The sequence below is a fragment of the Paraburkholderia sp. 2C genome (assembly GCF_054589215.1).
The window spans coordinates 377,110-392,625 of the sequence record NZ_BAAILL010000049.1 but is presented as its reverse complement, the minus strand read 5'-3'; the positions used below and the strand labels follow the sequence as shown (position 1 = coordinate 392,625).

At 63.2% G+C, this 15,516-nt stretch carries 17 protein-coding genes; 7 read left to right on the top strand and 10 right to left on the bottom strand.

The annotated features are described in order from the left end of the window. Positions 1-117 precede the first annotated feature (117 nt). Positions 118-1,077 (top strand): LysR substrate-binding domain-containing protein, encoded by a 960-nt coding sequence (locus ACYPXD_RS26040; RefSeq protein WP_459717959.1) that lies wholly within the window; start codon positions 118-120, stop codon positions 1,075-1,077. On the opposite strand, the gene ACYPXD_RS26035 is transcribed toward ACYPXD_RS26040, so the two are convergent. Next, complete coding sequence (locus tag ACYPXD_RS26035) at positions 980-1,234, bottom strand: type II toxin-antitoxin system RelE/ParE family toxin (protein ID WP_459717954.1); 255 nt, start codon at positions 1,232-1,234, stop codon at positions 980-982. The two genes, ACYPXD_RS26040 and ACYPXD_RS26035, sit on opposite strands and share 98 nt — an antisense overlap. A gap of 244 nt (positions 1,235-1,478) precedes the next feature. On the opposite strand from ACYPXD_RS26035, the gene ACYPXD_RS26030 reads away from it, so the two are divergent. The 5 genes from ACYPXD_RS26030 (at position 1,479) to ubiA (ending at position 5,116) form a co-directional block, all read left to right on the top strand. Continuing rightward, positions 1,479-1,640, top strand: coding sequence for a hypothetical protein (locus tag ACYPXD_RS26030; RefSeq protein ID WP_459717951.1), 162 nt, complete (start codon positions 1,479-1,481; stop codon positions 1,638-1,640). 65 nt (positions 1,641-1,705) lie between these two features. Next, a complete protein-coding gene (locus tag ACYPXD_RS26025) occupies positions 1,706-3,166 on the top strand; it encodes a catalase (RefSeq protein ID WP_459717948.1) in 1,461 nt (486 codons plus the stop codon). A 98-nt stretch (positions 3,167-3,264) separates the two neighbouring features. After that, on the top strand, positions 3,265-3,429 hold the full coding sequence (locus tag ACYPXD_RS26020; RefSeq protein WP_459717945.1) for a hypothetical protein: 165 nt from the start codon (positions 3,265-3,267) through the stop codon (positions 3,427-3,429). A gap of 210 nt (positions 3,430-3,639) precedes the next feature. After that, positions 3,640-4,128 carry a Dps family protein gene (locus ACYPXD_RS26015; RefSeq protein ID WP_459717941.1) on the top strand — a complete coding sequence of 163 codons (489 nt, stop codon included), beginning with the start codon at positions 3,640-3,642 and terminating at the stop codon, positions 4,126-4,128. Between the two features lie 112 nt (positions 4,129-4,240). Next, positions 4,241-5,116, top strand: a complete 876-nt coding sequence (gene ubiA / locus ACYPXD_RS26010) for a 4-hydroxybenzoate octaprenyltransferase (RefSeq protein ID WP_459717939.1) — start codon at positions 4,241-4,243, stop codon at positions 5,114-5,116. Positions 5,117-5,186: 70 nt separating this feature from the next. Here ubiA and proC read toward each other — a convergent pair whose 3' ends face one another. From proC to ACYPXD_RS25980, 6 genes are all read right to left on the bottom strand, one after another. Continuing rightward, entirely contained in the window at positions 5,187-6,002 is an 816-nt protein-coding gene (gene proC / locus ACYPXD_RS26005) for a pyrroline-5-carboxylate reductase (RefSeq protein ID WP_459717935.1), read from the bottom strand. A gap of 16 nt (positions 6,003-6,018) precedes the next feature. Further along, a complete protein-coding gene (locus ACYPXD_RS26000; protein WP_459717931.1) occupies positions 6,019-6,717 on the bottom strand; it encodes a YggS family pyridoxal phosphate-dependent enzyme in 699 nt (232 codons plus the stop codon). Positions 6,718-6,865: 148 nt separating this feature from the next. Next, positions 6,866-8,092 carry a glycolate oxidase subunit GlcF gene (glcF, locus tag ACYPXD_RS25995; protein ID WP_459717929.1) on the bottom strand — a complete coding sequence of 409 codons (1,227 nt, stop codon included), beginning with the start codon at positions 8,090-8,092 and terminating at the stop codon, positions 6,866-6,868. Positions 8,093-8,099: 7 nt separating this feature from the next. After that, positions 8,100-9,188 carry a glycolate oxidase subunit GlcE gene (gene glcE / locus ACYPXD_RS25990; RefSeq protein ID WP_459717925.1) on the bottom strand — a complete coding sequence of 363 codons (1,089 nt, stop codon included), beginning with the start codon at positions 9,186-9,188 and terminating at the stop codon, positions 8,100-8,102. A gap of 246 nt (positions 9,189-9,434) precedes the next feature. Then, complete coding sequence (locus ACYPXD_RS25985; RefSeq protein ID WP_459717922.1) at positions 9,435-10,928, bottom strand: FAD-linked oxidase C-terminal domain-containing protein; 1,494 nt, start codon at positions 10,926-10,928, stop codon at positions 9,435-9,437. A 115-nt stretch (positions 10,929-11,043) separates the two neighbouring features. Further along, complete coding sequence (locus ACYPXD_RS25980; protein WP_459717920.1) at positions 11,044-12,459, bottom strand: FAD-binding oxidoreductase; 1,416 nt, start codon at positions 12,457-12,459, stop codon at positions 11,044-11,046. 156 nt (positions 12,460-12,615) lie between these two features. Between ACYPXD_RS25980 and ACYPXD_RS25975 the strand changes: the two genes are divergently transcribed. Next, a complete protein-coding gene (locus ACYPXD_RS25975) occupies positions 12,616-13,173 on the top strand; it encodes a cob(I)yrinic acid a,c-diamide adenosyltransferase (protein ID WP_459717917.1) in 558 nt (185 codons plus the stop codon). 102 nt (positions 13,174-13,275) lie between these two features. Here the strand turns inward: ACYPXD_RS25975 and ACYPXD_RS25970 are convergent, their stop codons facing one another. From ACYPXD_RS25970 to aroG, 3 genes are all read right to left on the bottom strand, one after another. Beyond that, positions 13,276-13,608, bottom strand: a complete 333-nt coding sequence (locus ACYPXD_RS25970) for a helix-turn-helix domain-containing protein (protein WP_459717914.1) — start codon at positions 13,606-13,608, stop codon at positions 13,276-13,278. Beyond that, positions 13,605-13,949, bottom strand: coding sequence for a type II toxin-antitoxin system RelE/ParE family toxin (locus tag ACYPXD_RS25965; protein ID WP_459717911.1), 345 nt, complete (start codon positions 13,947-13,949; stop codon positions 13,605-13,607). Before ACYPXD_RS25965 ends, ACYPXD_RS25970 begins: the two co-directional genes overlap by 4 nt. A gap of 192 nt (positions 13,950-14,141) precedes the next feature. After that, positions 14,142-15,215, bottom strand: coding sequence for a 3-deoxy-7-phosphoheptulonate synthase AroG (gene aroG, locus ACYPXD_RS25960; RefSeq protein ID WP_459717907.1), 1,074 nt, complete (start codon positions 15,213-15,215; stop codon positions 14,142-14,144). Positions 15,216-15,516 lie beyond the last annotated feature (301 nt).

The following is a 15,516-nucleotide window of genomic DNA, read 5'->3' as shown; positions in this document are numbered from 1 at the left end:
CGGCGACTGGCGATTCGCCGCGCGCCACGCTGCCGGAGCATGCGGGGTGGTTGGCGAATTGGCCCCATAGGTGTATAACTGAAACCTATTGATTCTATTGCACTGATTGGTCCCTCAATGACGCTCACAGAACTGAAGTACATCGTCGCGGTGGCGCGCGAGCGGCATTTTGGCCGCGCGGCGGAGGCGTGTTTCGTCAGCCAGCCGACGCTGTCCGTAGCGATCAAAAAGCTCGAAGACGAACTGAACGTGCAGATTTTCGAGCGCGGCACGAGCGAAGTCAGCGTAACGCCGATCGGCGAGCAGATCGTGACGCAGGCGCAGCGTGTGCTCGAGCAGACGCTCGCGATCAAGGAGATCGCGAAACAGGGGAAAGATCCGTTGGTCGGGCCGTTGCGCCTGGGCGTGATTTACACGATCGGGCCGTATCTGCTGCCGACGCTCGTCAAGCAGATGATCAAGCGCGTCCCGCAGATGCCGCTGATGCTGCAGGAAAACTACACGCTGAAACTGATCGAACTGCTGAAGCAGGGCGAAATCGACGTGGCGATCATGGCGCTGCCGTTTCCGGAAACGGGCCTGATGCTGCGGCCGCTCTACGACGAGCCGTTCGTCGTCGCGCTGCCGTCGGGCCACGCCTGGGAGACGCGCGACAAGATTGACGCGAGCGACCTGAAGCAGGAAACGATGCTGCTGCTAGGCAGCGGCCACTGCTTTCGCGACCATGTGCTCGGCGTGTGCCCGGAATTGATGCGTTTCTCGCAGAACGCGGACGGCATTCAGAAGACCTTCGAAGGCTCGTCGCTCGAGACGATTCGTCATATGGTGGCGAGCGGCGTCGGCATTACCGTGTTGCCGCGCATGTCGGTACACGAGGTGAAGCCGCATGCGGGTGGCGTCGATTCGGGGCTGCTCAGCTATGTGGCCTTCGACGAGCCGGTGCCCGATCGCCGCGTCGTGCTCGCGTGGCGCAAGAGCTTCACGCGCATGCCGGCAATCGACGCGATCTGCGACGCAGTGGCCGCCTGCGAATTGCCGGGCGTGAAGAAGCTCGATTTGCCGGCGGCGGTGAATTGAGGTGGGGCGCCCGGTTGGCGGGCGCCCGCGCTGTCTCGGCAATTCCATCTACATAACGCGCCGCCACGCGCGGTGAAGAGACATCCGCGAGATATCGCTCGAGATCGGTTAGGTGCTCCAGCGCTTCGGGAGCGAATCTGACTTCGGATGTCGTCATAGGCAAATCACGCTCTCTCTTTTCGTTTGGCGGCGAGTGCGGCGCGAACGTCGCTTGCACTGATCGCCCGCGACGGGTCGGCCTTCAGTGCGCCGTAAGTGGGCGCCACTCTTCGCGCAGCCACGATTCGATCACGCGATCTCTATCGGATAGATAAATTTAATTAAATTATATAAATCGATAGCTTTGTTATAGTGCCTCTCATGGATCACTGATCCCCAACAACGAGAACCCGGAGGTACCCATGCAACGCGTGCCGTCTTTTGACATTCAGTCCCGTATTCAGTCTGTTCCCGCGTCGTTCCAGCCGCAGAGCGCATCGTCGGCAGCGGTCAACGCTACGCTCGCGCAGACGCTGCGCACCGTTGCCATTTCTCTGCTGGTCGATCGCGCGCTGTCCGCGTGATCCCGAAGCATCGACCGCCTTGCCCGAAGAACGAATCGTCTCCTGATAAACGAAGGAACAGAGCAATGACCGAACGTACCCTCACCAACGCCGCCGGCGCCCCCGTCGCCGACAACCAGAACTCGATGACCGCGGGCGTGCGCGGCCCGGTCGCCTTGCAGGACATGTGGCTCATCGAGAAGCTCGCGCATTTCGATCGCGAAGTGATTCCCGAGCGCCGCGTGCACGCGAAGGGTTCGGGCGCCTTCGGCACGCTGAAAGTGACGCACGACATCTCGCGCTACACAAAGGCGAAGGTATTTGCGCAAGTCGGCAAGGAAACGCCGCTTTTCATGCGGTTCTCGACGGTGGCCGGCGAGCGCGGTGCTGCCGATGCCGAGCGCGATGTGCGCGGCTTCTCGATCAAGTTCTATACCGAGGAGGGCAACTGGGATGTCGTCGGCAATAACACACCGGTGTTCTTCATTCGCGATCCGCTCAAGTTTCCGGATTTCATCCACACGCAAAAGCGCGATCCGTACACGAACCTGCGCAGCAATGTTGCGGCGTGGGACTTCTGGTCGCGTCATCCGGAATCGCTGCATCAGGTGACCATCCTGATGAGCGACCGCGGCATTCCGCAGAACTATCGGCAGATGCACGGTTTCGGCTCGCATACGTTCTCGTTTGTCAACGCGAACAACGAGCGCTTCTGGGTGAAGTTCCACTTCAAGTCGATGCAGGGCATCGCGAACTACACCGACGCCGAAGCGGCGCAAGTGATCGCGCAAGACCGCGAAAGCGCGCAGCGCGACCTCGTCGACAATATCGACAAGGGCAATTTCCCGCGCTGGCGCTTCTGCATCCAGGTGATGCCGGAAGCCGACGCGGCGAACTATCGCTACAACGCGTTCGACATCACGAAGGTGTGGCCGTACAAGGACTATCCGTTGATCGACGTCGGCGTGATCGAGCTGAATCGCAATGCGGACAACTATTTCGCTGACGTCGAACAGTCGGCCTTCACGCCGGCGAACGTGGTGCCGGGTATTGGCGTCTCGCCGGACCGTTTGCTGCAAGGGCGCCTGTTCTCGTACGGCGACACGCAGCGCTATCGCCTTGGAATCAACCATCACCAGATTCCGGTGAACGCGTCGCGTGCGCCCGCGCAGCGCTCGTTCCATCGCGATGGCGCGATGCGCGCCGACGGCAATCTCGGCCGCGCGGCGAATTACGAGCCGAACCGGTTCGGCGATTTCGCGCAGGATCCGAACGCGGCGGAGCCGCCGCTCGCGGCCGGCGCGGTCGATCGCTACGACCATCGCGACGACGACGATTACTACAGCCAGCCGGCTGCGTTGTTCCGCCTGTTCGATGCCGCGCAGCGCGAACGCTTCTTCGGCAACATTGCGCGTCATATCAATGGCGTGCCGGAGGACATCGTCGCGCGTCAGATCGAGCATTTCCGCCGCATCGACCCCGCGTACGCGGAAGGCGTGATTGCGGCGATCGCGAAGATTGCCGCGGCGTCGGGGAAGGCGAAGTAGCCCCAGGTGGCAAGTTAGTCAGGCCGTTCGGCGGCGGCGCGACGCGAAGCCAATGCGCAGCGCTCGCGCCGCCGTCCTGAAGTGAAAGGAGAAGGATCATGGTCCAGATGGTATTGGCGAGTATCAACGGCAGCGCGCATGCACAGCAGTTGCAGCGCATGCAGAGCGCGGCGCTCGCGCGCAAAATGCTCGGCTTCGCGGTGGTCAGCAGCGGCTACGCGGTCATCGTCGCGCACGGCATCGCGCACATGTTCGGCGCCTGAGCGCAAGCGCTCCCGGCTATTGCGCACAACGCGACACATCAAACGATGTGGCGCGACGCACGCAATGCAGTGATGGCCGCGAAGCACGCCGGCTCGCGCGCGAAGGGTTGGCGTTCTACGCTAAACTGTCGGGCGTTCGAGCGTTCAAGGATTGCGAACAGACAATCCCGGGCAAGCGACCGGTACGAATCACTCTTGAAAGGAGTCATCATGGCCAAAAAAGAAGCCGTTTCGCACGTCAACATCGGTATCAGCGACAAGGATCGCAAGAAGATCGCGGAGGGTCTGTCGCGCCTCCTGGCCGATACCTACACGCTTTATCTGAAGACCCATAACTTCCACTGGAACGTGACGGGTCCGATGTTCAACACGCTGCATCTGATGTTCGAAGGCCAATACAACGAACTCGCGTTGGCCGTCGATTCGATCGCCGAGCGGATCCGCGCGCTGGGCGTGTTCGCGCCGGGCAGCTACAAGGACTTCGCGAAACTGTCGTCGATCGCGGAAGCGGACGGCGTGCCGTCGGCGGAAGACATGATTCGCCAGCTCGTCGAAGGCCAGGAAGCGGTCGTGCGCACCGCGCGCGAGATTTTCCCGATCACGGAATCGGCAAACGACGAGCCGACCGCCGACCTGCTGACGCAACGCATGCAGACGCACGAAAAAACCGCGTGGATGCTGCGCTCGATGCTCGCCTGAGCAAGCGAACGCGAAACGTCGCACTGACGTGGAAAAGCCCGACAGGTACAGAACCTGTCGGGCTTTTTTCATGCTGAACTAAAATAGCGGGATCGTTCCCGACGCACTTCCCATGTTCGCCAGACTCCCGCTTTATCTGCGGCTCGTCCGCATGGACAAGCCGATCGGCAGCCTGCTGCTGCTATGGCCGACGCTCAACGCGCTGTGGATCGCATCCGATGGCCGGCCTTCGTTGTCCCTGCTCGTTATTTTTGGGCTCGGCACGCTGCTGATGCGCTCGGCCGGTTGTGCGATCAACGACTACGCGGACCGCGATTTCGACCGCTTCGTGAAGCGCACCGAAGGCCGGCCGATCACGTCGGGCAAGATCAAGGCGTGGGAAGCCGTCGCGCTCGCCGCGGCGCTCGCGCTCATCGCGTTTCTGCTGATCTGGCCGCTCAATACGCTTACCAAGGAACTGTCGGTGTTCGCGCTTTTCGTCGCCGGCACCTATCCGTTCACGAAGCGCTTTTTCGCGATTCCGCAGGCGTATCTCGGCATTGCGTTCGGCTTTGGCATTCCGATGGCGTTTGCGGCCATTCAGGACCGCGTGCCGATGCTCGCATGGGTCATGCTTATCGCCAACGTGTTCTGGTCCGTTGCGTACGACACCGAGTACGCGATGGTCGATCGCGACGACGACATCAAGATCGGCATTCGCACGTCCGCGCTGACGTTCGGCCGCTACGACGTACTGGCGATCATGCTCTGCTACGCGGCGACGCTCGGCATCTACGCGGGCATCGGCGTCGCGCTGCACTATGGCGTGCTTTACTGGGTCGGGCTTGCAGCGGCCGTGGGCTGCGCAATCTATCACTACACGCTGATCCGCGGCCGCGAACGGATGCCGTGCTTCGCGGCGTTTCGCCATAACAACTGGCTGGGCGGCGTGCTGTTCGCCGGCATCGCGGCGCATTACATCGCGCACCAGGCGGCGCAGAACCTCTGATCGATAACCGGGCCGCGTCGCATCACGCGGCCCGGGCAGCGCATCGGGCGATGCGCGCGAGCGGCAGGCGCTACTGCTTGCCGAACTCCTCACCCATCTGTTTCGCGCGCGCATCGGCGGCCAGCGCGCCGCGCACGATCGAATCCTTCACATGCTCGGCGTCGAATGCGGCGAGTGCCGCCGCGGTCGTCCCGCCTTTGGACGTCACGCGTTCGCGCAATACCGACGGCGGCTCGTCCGACTGTGCCGCGAGCTGCGCCGCGCCGGTGAACGTCGCCACCGCGAGCGCACGGCCTTGCGCTTCGTCCATGCCGAGCTGACGGGCGGCTTCCTGCAGCGCTTCGATAAAATAGAAGACATACGCCGGGCCGCTGCCCGAGATCGCGGTCACCGCATCGATCTTCGATTCGTTGTCGAACCAGACGGTTTGCCCGACCGCGCCGAGCACTTGCGATGCGAGCGCGCGTCCGGCTTCGTCGACGCCGCCTCGCGCCACGAGACCCGTGACGCCCATGCCGATCAGCGCAGGCGTATTCGGCATCGTGCGCACGATGCGCGCATGGCCGTTCAGCCAGCGCGACAGGTCGGCGGTGCGAATGCCCGCGACGATGCTGATCACCAGCTGCCGGGCCGACAGATGCGCCGCCAGCGTGCCGGCGACGTCTTGCGCCACTTGCGGCTTGACCGCGATCACGATCGCATCGAACGACGCGAGCGTTGCATCCGCGGCCGCGCCGGTGGCGATCCCGAACTGCTGCTGGTTGCGCTTGCGCGCGTCTTCGTTGGGATCGATCGCATAGAGGTCGGATGCCGCGACGCCGCGCTTGATCAGACCGCCGATCAGCGCGGCAGCCATGTTGCCGCCGCCGATAAACGCTATTTTCATGGTGTGTCCGGAAAGTTCAGTGGGAATAGTCGCGAGCGCCGAAGATCGCGGTGCCGATGCGCACCATCGTCGCGCCTTCGAGCACGGCCGCTTCGAGGTCGTCCGACATGCCTATCGACAAGGTATCGAGCTCGAGCCCGCCGGCGCGCAGCCTGTCGAACAGTTCGCGCAACGCGCGATGCGGCACGCGTTGCTGTTCGATGCTGCCGGCGGGCTCCGGAATCGCCATGAGGCCGCGCAAGCGCAGCTTCGGCAGCGCCGCGATCGCATGCGCGACGTCGGCGGCTTCATCGGGCGGCACGCCGGATTTCGACGCTTCGCCGCTCACGTTCACCTGCACGCATACGTTGAGCGGCGGCAAGCCGTCGGGCCGCTGTTCGGCGAGCCGCTGCGCGATCTTCAGACGATCGATCGAATGAACCCAGTCGAATCGCTCGGCGACCGGGCGCGTCTTGTTCGATTGCAGCGGCCCGATGAAATGCCACTCGATCGACTCGCGCAGATCGGCGAGCGCGTCGAGCTTCGTCAGCGCTTCCTGCACGTAGTTTTCGCCGAATGCGCGCTGTCCCGCGGCATGCGCGGCACGGACGTCTTCGGCGGGAAAGGTCTTGGATACCGCGAGCAAGGCGACCGAACGCGGGTCGCGGCCCGCGACTTGCGCGGCGAGCGCGATGCGCTGGCGTACCGCGTCGAGATTGTGGATCAGGTCAGGCATGACAACGTCTGCAAGGGTCGGTGGCGTCCAATTATACGGATGCGACGGCGGCGCACTGCGTAACCGCAGCGCTGTGCCGCCGCGCCGTCGTGCGCGGCCTGGTCCGCATTCGCGTATGCGGCTTCCGTGCGTTCGGGCGACGCGCCGCTCACCCGGCCAGCATGTGCTCGACGAGTTCGATCCAGTGGACCACGGGCATCGACGTGCCGCTTTGCAGATGCGCAATGCACCCGACATTCGCCGACACGATGATTTGCGGCTCCTGCGCGTGCAGGCGCTCGAGTTTCTGGTTGCGCAGCGCGTACGACAGCGCCGGCTGCGTCAGCGAATAGGTGCCGGCCGAGCCGCAGCACAGGTGGCTGTCGGTGGGCAGCCGCACGTCGATGCCGAGTTCGCCGAGCAGATGCTCGACCTTGCCGCGAATCTGCTGCCCATGCTGCAGCGTGCACGGCGGATGGAACGCGACGGTGTGCACCGCGCGCCGCCGCGTGAGGGCCGTCAGCGGCTCCTCGAACTCGGGCAGGATCTCGGCGATATCGCGTGTCAGTTCGACGATGCGGCGTGCCTTCTCCGCATAGACCGGGTCGTCCCGCAACAGGTGCGCATATTCCTTGACCGTCGCGCCGCAGCCCGACGCGTTCATCACGATCGCCTCGACGCCCGCTTCGACGTAGGGCCACCACGCGTCGATGTTGGCGCGCATGTCGTCGAGCGCTTCGTCGTGGTAGCCGAGGTGCAGACGGATCGCGCCGCAGCATCCGGCATCCGGCGCGACGATCGTTTCGATGCCGAGCGCGTCGAGCACGCGCGCGGTGGCGGTGTTCACATTCGGCATCATCGAAGGCTGCACGCAGCCGGAGAGCATCAGCATCTTGCGTGCGTGCTTCGATGCGGGCCATTCGAGCTGGCGCTGACGCGCCGGCACCTTGTCGCGCAGCGTCTTCGGCAGCAATGGGCGGACGTGCTGGCCGAGGCGCATCACCGGCGTGAACAGCGCTTCGTTCGGCACGAAGCTCGCCAGTACGCGCCGCAGCACGCGCTGGCCGAGCGGACGCGACACTTTTGCTTCGGTTAGCTTGCGGCCGATCTCGACGAGCCGGCCATATTGCACGCCCGAAGGGCAGGTCGATTCGCAATTGCGGCACGTGAGGCAGCGATCGAGGTGCGTCTGCGTGCTGCGCGTGACAGGCGTGCCTTCGACCATCTGCTTGATCAGATAGATGCGGCCGCGCGGCCCGTCGAGCTCGTCGCCGAGCAGCTGGTAGGTCGGGCACGTTGCCGTGCAGAAACCGCAATGCACGCATTTGCGCAGGATCGCGTCGGCTTCCGCTCCGTCCGGCGTATTGCGAATGAAGTCCGCGAGGTTCGTTTGCATCGCGCGCTCAGAAGTCGGGGTACAGCCGGCCGCGATTGAAGATGCGAGCCGGATCGAAAGCGGCCTTCAGACCGCGGTGGATCTTCATCAACGGCGCCGGCAGCGGCGTGAACACGCCGGCGCTGCGATCGTAGCCGTGACCGGTGCGGAAAATCGTTGCGTGACCGCCGGCCTGTTTGGCGCTGATGCGCACCGTTTGCGCGTCCGCGTCGGTGATCCACCAGCGCTGTGCGCCGCCCCATTCCATCATCTGCGCGCCGGGCAGTTGCAGCGGTTCGGTGATGGTCGGCAGTGCGAGCCGCCACAGCGCCGCCTTCGGCGCGATCGCCGCAAAAAACGGGTCGGTCTGCTCGCGCAAGCCGGACCAGAAGCGTTCCGCCTCAACCGCGTCGACCACTTCGCCGCCGAGCGACGCACGCGCCGATTTCACGGCCGCTTCCGCGCCGCCCAGACGCAGCACGAGCGTGCCGTTGCGCCACGCGCTCGCGCTGACGGGCAGCGGCCGGCCGCCCCATTCATTGAGCTTGCGGACCGCATCGGTGCCGTTCATATCGAATTTGAGCGTGATTTCTGCCTTCGGGCGCGGCAGCACCTTGACCGACACTTCGAGAATCAATGCAAGCGTGCCGAGCGAGCCGGCCATGAGCCGCGAGACGTCGTAGCCGGCGACATTCTTGACGACCTGTCCACCGAAGTGCAGTACCTGGCCGTGGCCGTTCATCACCACCGCGCCGAGTACGAAGTCGCGCGGCGCGCCTGCGGACTGCCGGCGCGGTCCCGCGATACCTGCGGCGATGCAGCCGCCGAGCGTCGCTTGCGGGCCGAAGTGCGGCGGTTCGAAGGCGAGCATCTGGTCGTGTTCGGCGAGCGTCGCTTCGATTTCCGCAAGAGGAGTGCCTGCACGCGCGGTGATGACCAGCTCCGCGGGATCGTAGGCGATGATGCCGCGGTGGGCGCGCGTATCGAGGACTTCTCCCTGCAGCGACTGGCCGTACCAGTCTTTCGTACCGCCGCCGCGAATCCGCACTGGGCGTCTTTCGGCGGTGGCCGAACGGATTCGTTCGGACCATTCGGCGACGATGTCGTCCTCTTCCATGGCGTCGTGTTTCGTTGTAGTGGATTCGATTGTACCGGGCAGCGCCTGGCTGGCAACCCGGAGCGGACCCGTACGGACACCCCAAAGGGGCGCTATGGAGGACGCTGTTCGGGATCGGTAAGAACCCGGATGGGCGACGCCTGTGCGAGGGATGCGGGCGAGGCAACGCGCGCGCCTGCGCGTTGCATGAGCGCAGGGTCCAGGCCACAGGCATCCGTGCAAGATTCCGGTTGCCGCGGGCGTCGACTAGAACCGCGGCAGTTCCGGGTGCGGCAGCAGACCCGCGCGAATATGCATTTTGCCGTACTCGGCACAGCGCGCGCGGGTCGGGATGCCCTTGTCGGGATTCAGCAGACCGGGCGGATCGAACGCGCGCTTCACCGCGTGAAACGCATCGCGCTCCTCCGGCGAAAACTGCACGCACATCGAGTTGATTTTCTCGATGCCTACGCCGTGTTCGCCCGTGACGGTGCCGCCCAGTTCGACGCAACTCTCGAGAATATCCGAGCCGAATGCCTCGGCTCGATGCCACTCGTCGAGGTCGTTGCCGTTGAAGAGAATCAGCGGATGCATATTGCCGTCGCCCGCATGGAACACGTTGATGCAGCGCAGGTTGTACTTCTGCTCCATCGCTTCGATGCGCGCAAGCAAGGGGCCGATGCTGCGGCGCGGCACCGTGCCGTCCATGCAGTAGTAATCGGGCGAGATGCGGCCCGCCGCGGGGAACGCGTTCTTGCGTCCGGACCAGAAGCGCAGCCGTTCGCTTTCCGAGCGCGAGATCTGGATGCGCGTCGCGCCGTGCTCGCGCAGCACCGCGGTCATCCGGACGATTTCTTCGCTGACTTCTTCAGGTGTGCCGTCGGATTCGCACAGCAGAATCGCTGCCGCGTCGAGGTCGTATCCCGCGCGGACGAATTCTTCGACCGCGCGCGTGGCCGGCTTATCCATCATCTCGAGGCCGGCCGGAATGATGCCGGCGGCGATGATGCCGGCGACCGCGTCTCCGCCTTTCACGACGTCGTCGAAACTCGCCATGATCACTTGCGCGGTCTGTGGCTTCGGTATCAGCCTGACCGTGACTTCCGTGACAATCGCGAACATGCCTTCGCTGCCGACCACCACCGCAAGCAGATCGAAGCCTGGCGCATCGGGACTCAGCGAACCGAACTCCACGACTTCGCCTTCCATCGTGATGGCCCGCACGCGCATGACGTTGTGCACGGTCAGGCCGTACTTCAGGCAGTGCACGCCGCCCGAGTTTTCCGCGACGTTGCCGCCGATCGTGCAGGCGATCTGCGACGACGGATCCGGTGCGTAGTAGAGCCCGTACGGTGCGGCGGCTTCGGAAATCGACAGGTTGCGCACCCCCGGTTGCACGGTTGCGGTTCGCGCGTACGGGTCGACTTCGATGATCTTGCGAAAGCGTGCGAGCGATACGACCACGCCGTGCCGGATCGGCATCGCGCCGCCCGACAGGCTCGTGCCCGCGCCGCGCGGTACGATCGGCACATCGAGCCGATGGCAGATCTGCACGATGCGCTGCACTTGCGATTCGGTTTCGGGCAACACGACGGCCAACGGCAGACGCCGGTATGCGGCGAGGCCGTCGCATTCGTAGGCGACCGTATCTTCCTCGCGGTATAGCAGACAGTGAGTTGGCAGCACGGCCATCAAGGCTTGCACGACTTCGCGTTGCCGTTGCGCGAGCACTTCAGCGGACAGTTCGGCGGGCGCATTCATGGTCTGTCTCCTCGTATTGGCTTGTGGGGGGGGCGCCGGGCCGGGCACGCGCGGATCGTCTTCGTTGTGTGGATGCGCGTGCGCGATGGTTTTCGGCCCGGCCGGTCAGTGCATGCTATGCGGCCCACGAAAATATCTTGCCTGGGTTCATCAGATTGCGCGGATCGAGTGCGTGCTTGATGGCGCGCATCGTGTCGATCGCGACCGGGCCTGCTTCTTCGACGAGAAAATCGATCTTGTGCAGGCCCACGCCATGCTCGCCGGTGCAGGTGCCGTTCATTCGCAATGCGCGTTGGACGATGCGATGGTTCAGGCGCTCGGCTTCGGCGAACTCCTCGGGCCGCTGCGGATCGATCAGCATCGCGACGTGGAAATTGCCGTCGCCGACATGTCCGACGATCGGGCACGGCAGCGGCGACGCCTTCAGGTCCTGCTCGGTTTCGACGACGCATTCGGCGAGTCGTGAAATCGGTACGCATACATCGGTGGTCACCGCGCGGCAGCCGGGCTTTAATTGCAGCATCGCGAAGTATGCGTTGTGCCGTGCGTTCCACAGGCGGCTGCGGTCTTCGGGATGCGTCGCCCATTCGAAGCCTTCGCCTGCGTTTTGCGCGGCGATTTCCTGCACGAGTTCCGCCTGTTCCTTCACGCCGGCCTGCGTGCCGTGAAATTCGAAGAACAGCGTCGATGCTTCGCGCAGCGTCAGGTTTGAATGGCGGTTGATCGCACGGATCGCGAGCGCATCGACAAACTCGGCGCGCGCAACCGGCACGCCCATCTGAATCGTTTCGATGACCGTGCGCACGGCCGTTTCCATCGATGGAAATACGCATACCGCGGCGGACACGGCTTCCGGTAGCGGATAGAGCCGCAGCGTGATTTCAGTGACGACGCCAAGCGTGCCTTCCGAGCCGACGAACAGGCGCGTCAGATCGTAGCCCGCTGAAGACTTACGCGCGCGCGTGCCGGTGCGGATCACGCGGCCATCGGCCAGCACCGCGCACAGGCCGAGCACGTTTTCGCGCATCGTGCCGTAGCGCACCGCGTTCGTGCCGGATGCGCGCGTTGCGGTCATGCCGCCGATGCTTGCATCGGCGCCGGGATCGATCGGAAAGAAGAGGCCGGTGTCGCGTAATGCTTCATTGAGCTGCTTGCGTGAAATGCCGGGCTCGACGGTCACCGTCAGGTCTTCCGCATTGATCGACAGCACGCGGTTCATTTCGGCAAGATCGATCGACACGCCGCCTTGCACCGCGAGCAGATGGCCCTCCAGCGACGAGCCGTTGCCGTAAGGAATGACCGGTACATCGTACTGACCGCAAAGCCGGATGACGGTCTGTACGTCTGCCGCATTGCGCGCAAAGACGACGGCATCCGGAAGCTGCGGATCGAACGGCGATTCGTCGCGGCCGTGATTCGTGCGGACTGCCTCGGCGGTCGATATGCGTTCGCCGAATGCGGATTGCAGCGCGCCGAGCAGCTCGGCGGGGAAGGGGCGGCGCACGGCAGTGGGCGGCGCGGGATGGTTCACGCTGGTCTCCTGTAAGGCATATTTGTTGCAGCGGATTTGATTCATTCTACGCCGAACATTCGGCGGCAAACACGGGGTGGCGGTGGCCGGTCATGCGCTTGCAAAACCTATAATGGCTTCGACTGATGCGCATTGCCACTATTGAGGAACGACATCATGGGTAACCGCCTGAGCAAGATTGCGACGCGCACCGGCGACGACGGCACGACGGGCCTCGGCGACGGCCGCCGCGTGCGCAAGGACGATACGCGGATTGTGGCGATCGGTGAAGTCGACGAGCTCAACTCGCATATTGGCTTGCTGCTATGCGAAGGCTTGCCCGACGACGTGCGCGCCGCGCTCACAGCGATTCAGCATGACCTGTTCGATCTCGGTGGCGAATTGAGCGTGCCCGGTCACACGATGATTGCCGATGCGCATCTGCGCCGGCTGGATGGGTGGCTTGCAGATTACAACGCGACGCTGCCGCCGCTAAAGGAGTTCATCCTGCCGGCAGGTTCGCGGGCCGCTTCTCAGGCGCACGTCTGTCGAACCGTGTGCCGCCGCGCGGAGCGCGCGATCGTTGCGCTCGGCACGATGGAGGGTGTGAGCACGGCGCTGCGTGGTTACGTCAACCGGTTGTCGGATCTGCTGTTTGTGCTTGCGCGCGTGCTCAATAGAGTGAACGGCGGCAGCGATGTGCTATGGCAGCATGATCGCACCGCGAAGCGGTAGCGGCTGCGCAGATCCGGTCCGCATTCGGTACGCGGGTTCAACCGGTTTCACGCGGCTTTCGCGGCTTTGACGCGGCTTTAATGCGAGCTGCAACCCGTGACGTTATCCGACAGCCAGCGTCACCGGCTTGCCGATGCGGCTCAACATTTCGACAAGCGTATCGATGGTGAACTTCGACGTTTTCCGGTTCACAACATCGGACACACGCGGCCTGGACACCATCAGGATCTCAGCCGCTTCCGCCTGCTTCAGATGATGCTGTTCGATCCAGCTCGAGAGTTCGGTCATGAGCTGTTCTTTCAGCACACGCGTGTCGTTGATCTGCTTCTGCGAAGCAGCATGCAGACGCTTGGCTTCGGCCGCGGAGAACCCGAGTTCGAGGAACAGGTTCGCGCCCGGCTTCGTAACGTGACGGATTTTGGTATCGATCGTCATTGCTCTGCCTTCCTAACGTTTGATAAAGCGCGATAACGCGCTTCGGCTATTTCCCTGTCTTGTTTGCTTGTTGCTTGCGACTGCTTCTGGAAACAATGCAGCACGTAAATGGCTTCGACAAACTTTGCGACATACATCACGCGAAATACACCTTCTGCTTCGTGAATGCGAATTTCGCGCGTCCCTGCACCGACCCGTTCAAAGGGCTTCCAGTTGTCCGGGTCGAGCCCGGCCTGTACTTTGGAAAGCTGAAAGCCCGCTTGCCGCCGTGCTTCCTCTGGAAACGCCAGAAGGTCGTCATAGCTGGAGCCAACCCAGCGAATCTCTTTTTCCCGACTCATACACTCCCTTCATGTATAAAATTTTGTACCTATTGCCTCTTCGCGTCAAGCGCTTTTTTTGATCTGCTCGCGAAGAATGCTTACGGTACCCGTGTCGTACATGAATGAACATTCGTCCGGATGGCTAACGATAAAAAAGCCCGGCACGGTGGCCGGGCTTTTCAAGATGGGTGAAGCGCGCTATCGCATTTTTCAGTTGCCGCTACCGCGCGCGATACGGCGTTGTTTGACGGCGTCAGCGAGTCCGTCGAGCACGCCGATGCTTTCGTCCCAACCGATGCACGCGTCGGTGATGCTCTGGCCGTACGTCAGCGCGCAGCCTTCCTGCAGATCCTGGCGTCCGGCGACCAGATGCGATTCGACCATCACGCCGACGATGCGCTCATCGCCGCCCGCGATCTGGCGGCCGATATCGGCGCACACCGGAATCTGGTTCTCGTGCTTCTTCGAGCTGTTCGCATGGCTCGCGTCGATCATCAGCCGCGCGGCGAGACCGGCCTTGCCGATGTCCGCACACGCGACATCGACACTCTGCGCGTCGTAGTTCGGCGCTTTGCCGCCGCGCAGAATGATGTGGCAGTCTTCGTTGCCCGCGGTCGACACGATCGCCGAATGGCCGCCCTTCGTCACGGAAAGGAAATGGTGCGGCTGCGATGCTGCCTTGATCGCGTCGACGGCGATCTTCACATTGCCGTCAGTGCCGTTCTTGAAGCCCACCGGGCACGAGAGTCCCGAAGCGAGTTCGCGATGCACCTGCGATTCCGTTGTGCGCGCGCCGATTGCGCCCCACGAGACCAGATCGGCGATGTACTGCGGGCTGATCATGTCGAGAAATTCGCTGCCGGCCGGCAGGCCGAGTTCGTTGATATGCAGCAGCAGCTCGCGCGCGGCGCGCAAGCCGTCGTTGATCTTGAAGCTGTTGTCGAGATGCGGATCGTTGATGAGGCCCTTCCAGCCGACGGTCGTGCGCGGCTTTTCGAAGTACACGCGCATGACGATTTCGAGTTCGCCCGCGAGGCGCTTGCGCTGTTCGATGAGCCGCTCCGCATACTCGAGCGCGGCCTTCGGGTCGTGAATCGAACACGGACCAATGATGACGATCAAGCGGTCGTCCATGCCGTGCAGAATTCGATGCAATGCCTGCCGCGTGTTGAAGATCAGGTCCGATTCCTTTTCGCTGCACGGGAATTCGCGGATCAGGTGCGCGGGCGGAGTGAGTTCCTTCAGTTCGCGAATTCGGACATCGTCGGTATTGTGCGGGGGCATGTTGTTCTCCAGGTGCGGTTCGTAGCGTCGGTTCGTTAGGGTTCGTTGGGGTTCGTTGCCGTTCGTTGCATGAGAGCGGGCGGGCTGGGCTCCGCGCATCGGTGAATGGAACAGCAGCGGCAAAAAAAAACCGTCAGACTCGCTGACGGTTTTTCGGGAATTTCGGGTTTGCCTTTATGTGCTAACACCCCTCTCGATCCGCCAGCGGTCTGAGATGCCAAAAGAAATAAAAATAAAACTTGGCGGACATAATGGAAAAGAGTGGGTTCTGCAAAAAAGGTTGAGTGGCTTTATACCTTGG

Bases quoted from the DNA above. Each gene is read 5' to 3' on its own strand.
- ACYPXD_RS26040 (WP_459717959.1), top strand. From the start codon at position 118: ATGACGCTCACAGAACTGAAGTACATCGTCGCGGTGGCGCGCGAGCGG.
- ACYPXD_RS26035 (WP_459717954.1), bottom strand. From the start codon at position 1,234: ATGACGACATCCGAAGTCAGATTCGCTCCCGAAGCGCTGGAGCACCTA.
- ACYPXD_RS26030 (WP_459717951.1), top strand. From the start codon at position 1,479: ATGCAACGCGTGCCGTCTTTTGACATTCAGTCCCGTATTCAGTCTGTT.
- ACYPXD_RS26025 (WP_459717948.1), top strand. From the start codon at position 1,706: ATGACCGAACGTACCCTCACCAACGCCGCCGGCGCCCCCGTCGCCGAC.
- ACYPXD_RS26020 (WP_459717945.1), top strand. From the start codon at position 3,265: ATGGTCCAGATGGTATTGGCGAGTATCAACGGCAGCGCGCATGCACAG.
- ACYPXD_RS26015 (WP_459717941.1), top strand. From the start codon at position 3,640: ATGGCCAAAAAAGAAGCCGTTTCGCACGTCAACATCGGTATCAGCGAC.
- ubiA (WP_459717939.1), top strand. From the start codon at position 4,241: ATGTTCGCCAGACTCCCGCTTTATCTGCGGCTCGTCCGCATGGACAAG.
- proC (WP_459717935.1), bottom strand. From the start codon at position 6,002: ATGAAAATAGCGTTTATCGGCGGCGGCAACATGGCTGCCGCGCTGATC.
- ACYPXD_RS26000 (WP_459717931.1), bottom strand. From the start codon at position 6,717: ATGCCTGACCTGATCCACAATCTCGACGCGGTACGCCAGCGCATCGCG.
- glcF (WP_459717929.1), bottom strand. From the start codon at position 8,092: ATGCAAACGAACCTCGCGGACTTCATTCGCAATACGCCGGACGGAGCG.
- glcE (WP_459717925.1), bottom strand. From the start codon at position 9,188: ATGGAAGAGGACGACATCGTCGCCGAATGGTCCGAACGAATCCGTTCG.
- ACYPXD_RS25985 (WP_459717922.1), bottom strand. From the start codon at position 10,928: ATGAATGCGCCCGCCGAACTGTCCGCTGAAGTGCTCGCGCAACGGCAA.
- ACYPXD_RS25975 (WP_459717917.1), top strand. From the start codon at position 12,616: ATGGGTAACCGCCTGAGCAAGATTGCGACGCGCACCGGCGACGACGGC.
- ACYPXD_RS25970 (WP_459717914.1), bottom strand. From the start codon at position 13,608: ATGACGATCGATACCAAAATCCGTCACGTTACGAAGCCGGGCGCGAAC.
- ACYPXD_RS25965 (WP_459717911.1), bottom strand. From the start codon at position 13,949: ATGAGTCGGGAAAAAGAGATTCGCTGGGTTGGCTCCAGCTATGACGAC.
- aroG (WP_459717907.1), bottom strand. From the start codon at position 15,215: ATGCCCCCGCACAATACCGACGATGTCCGAATTCGCGAACTGAAGGAA.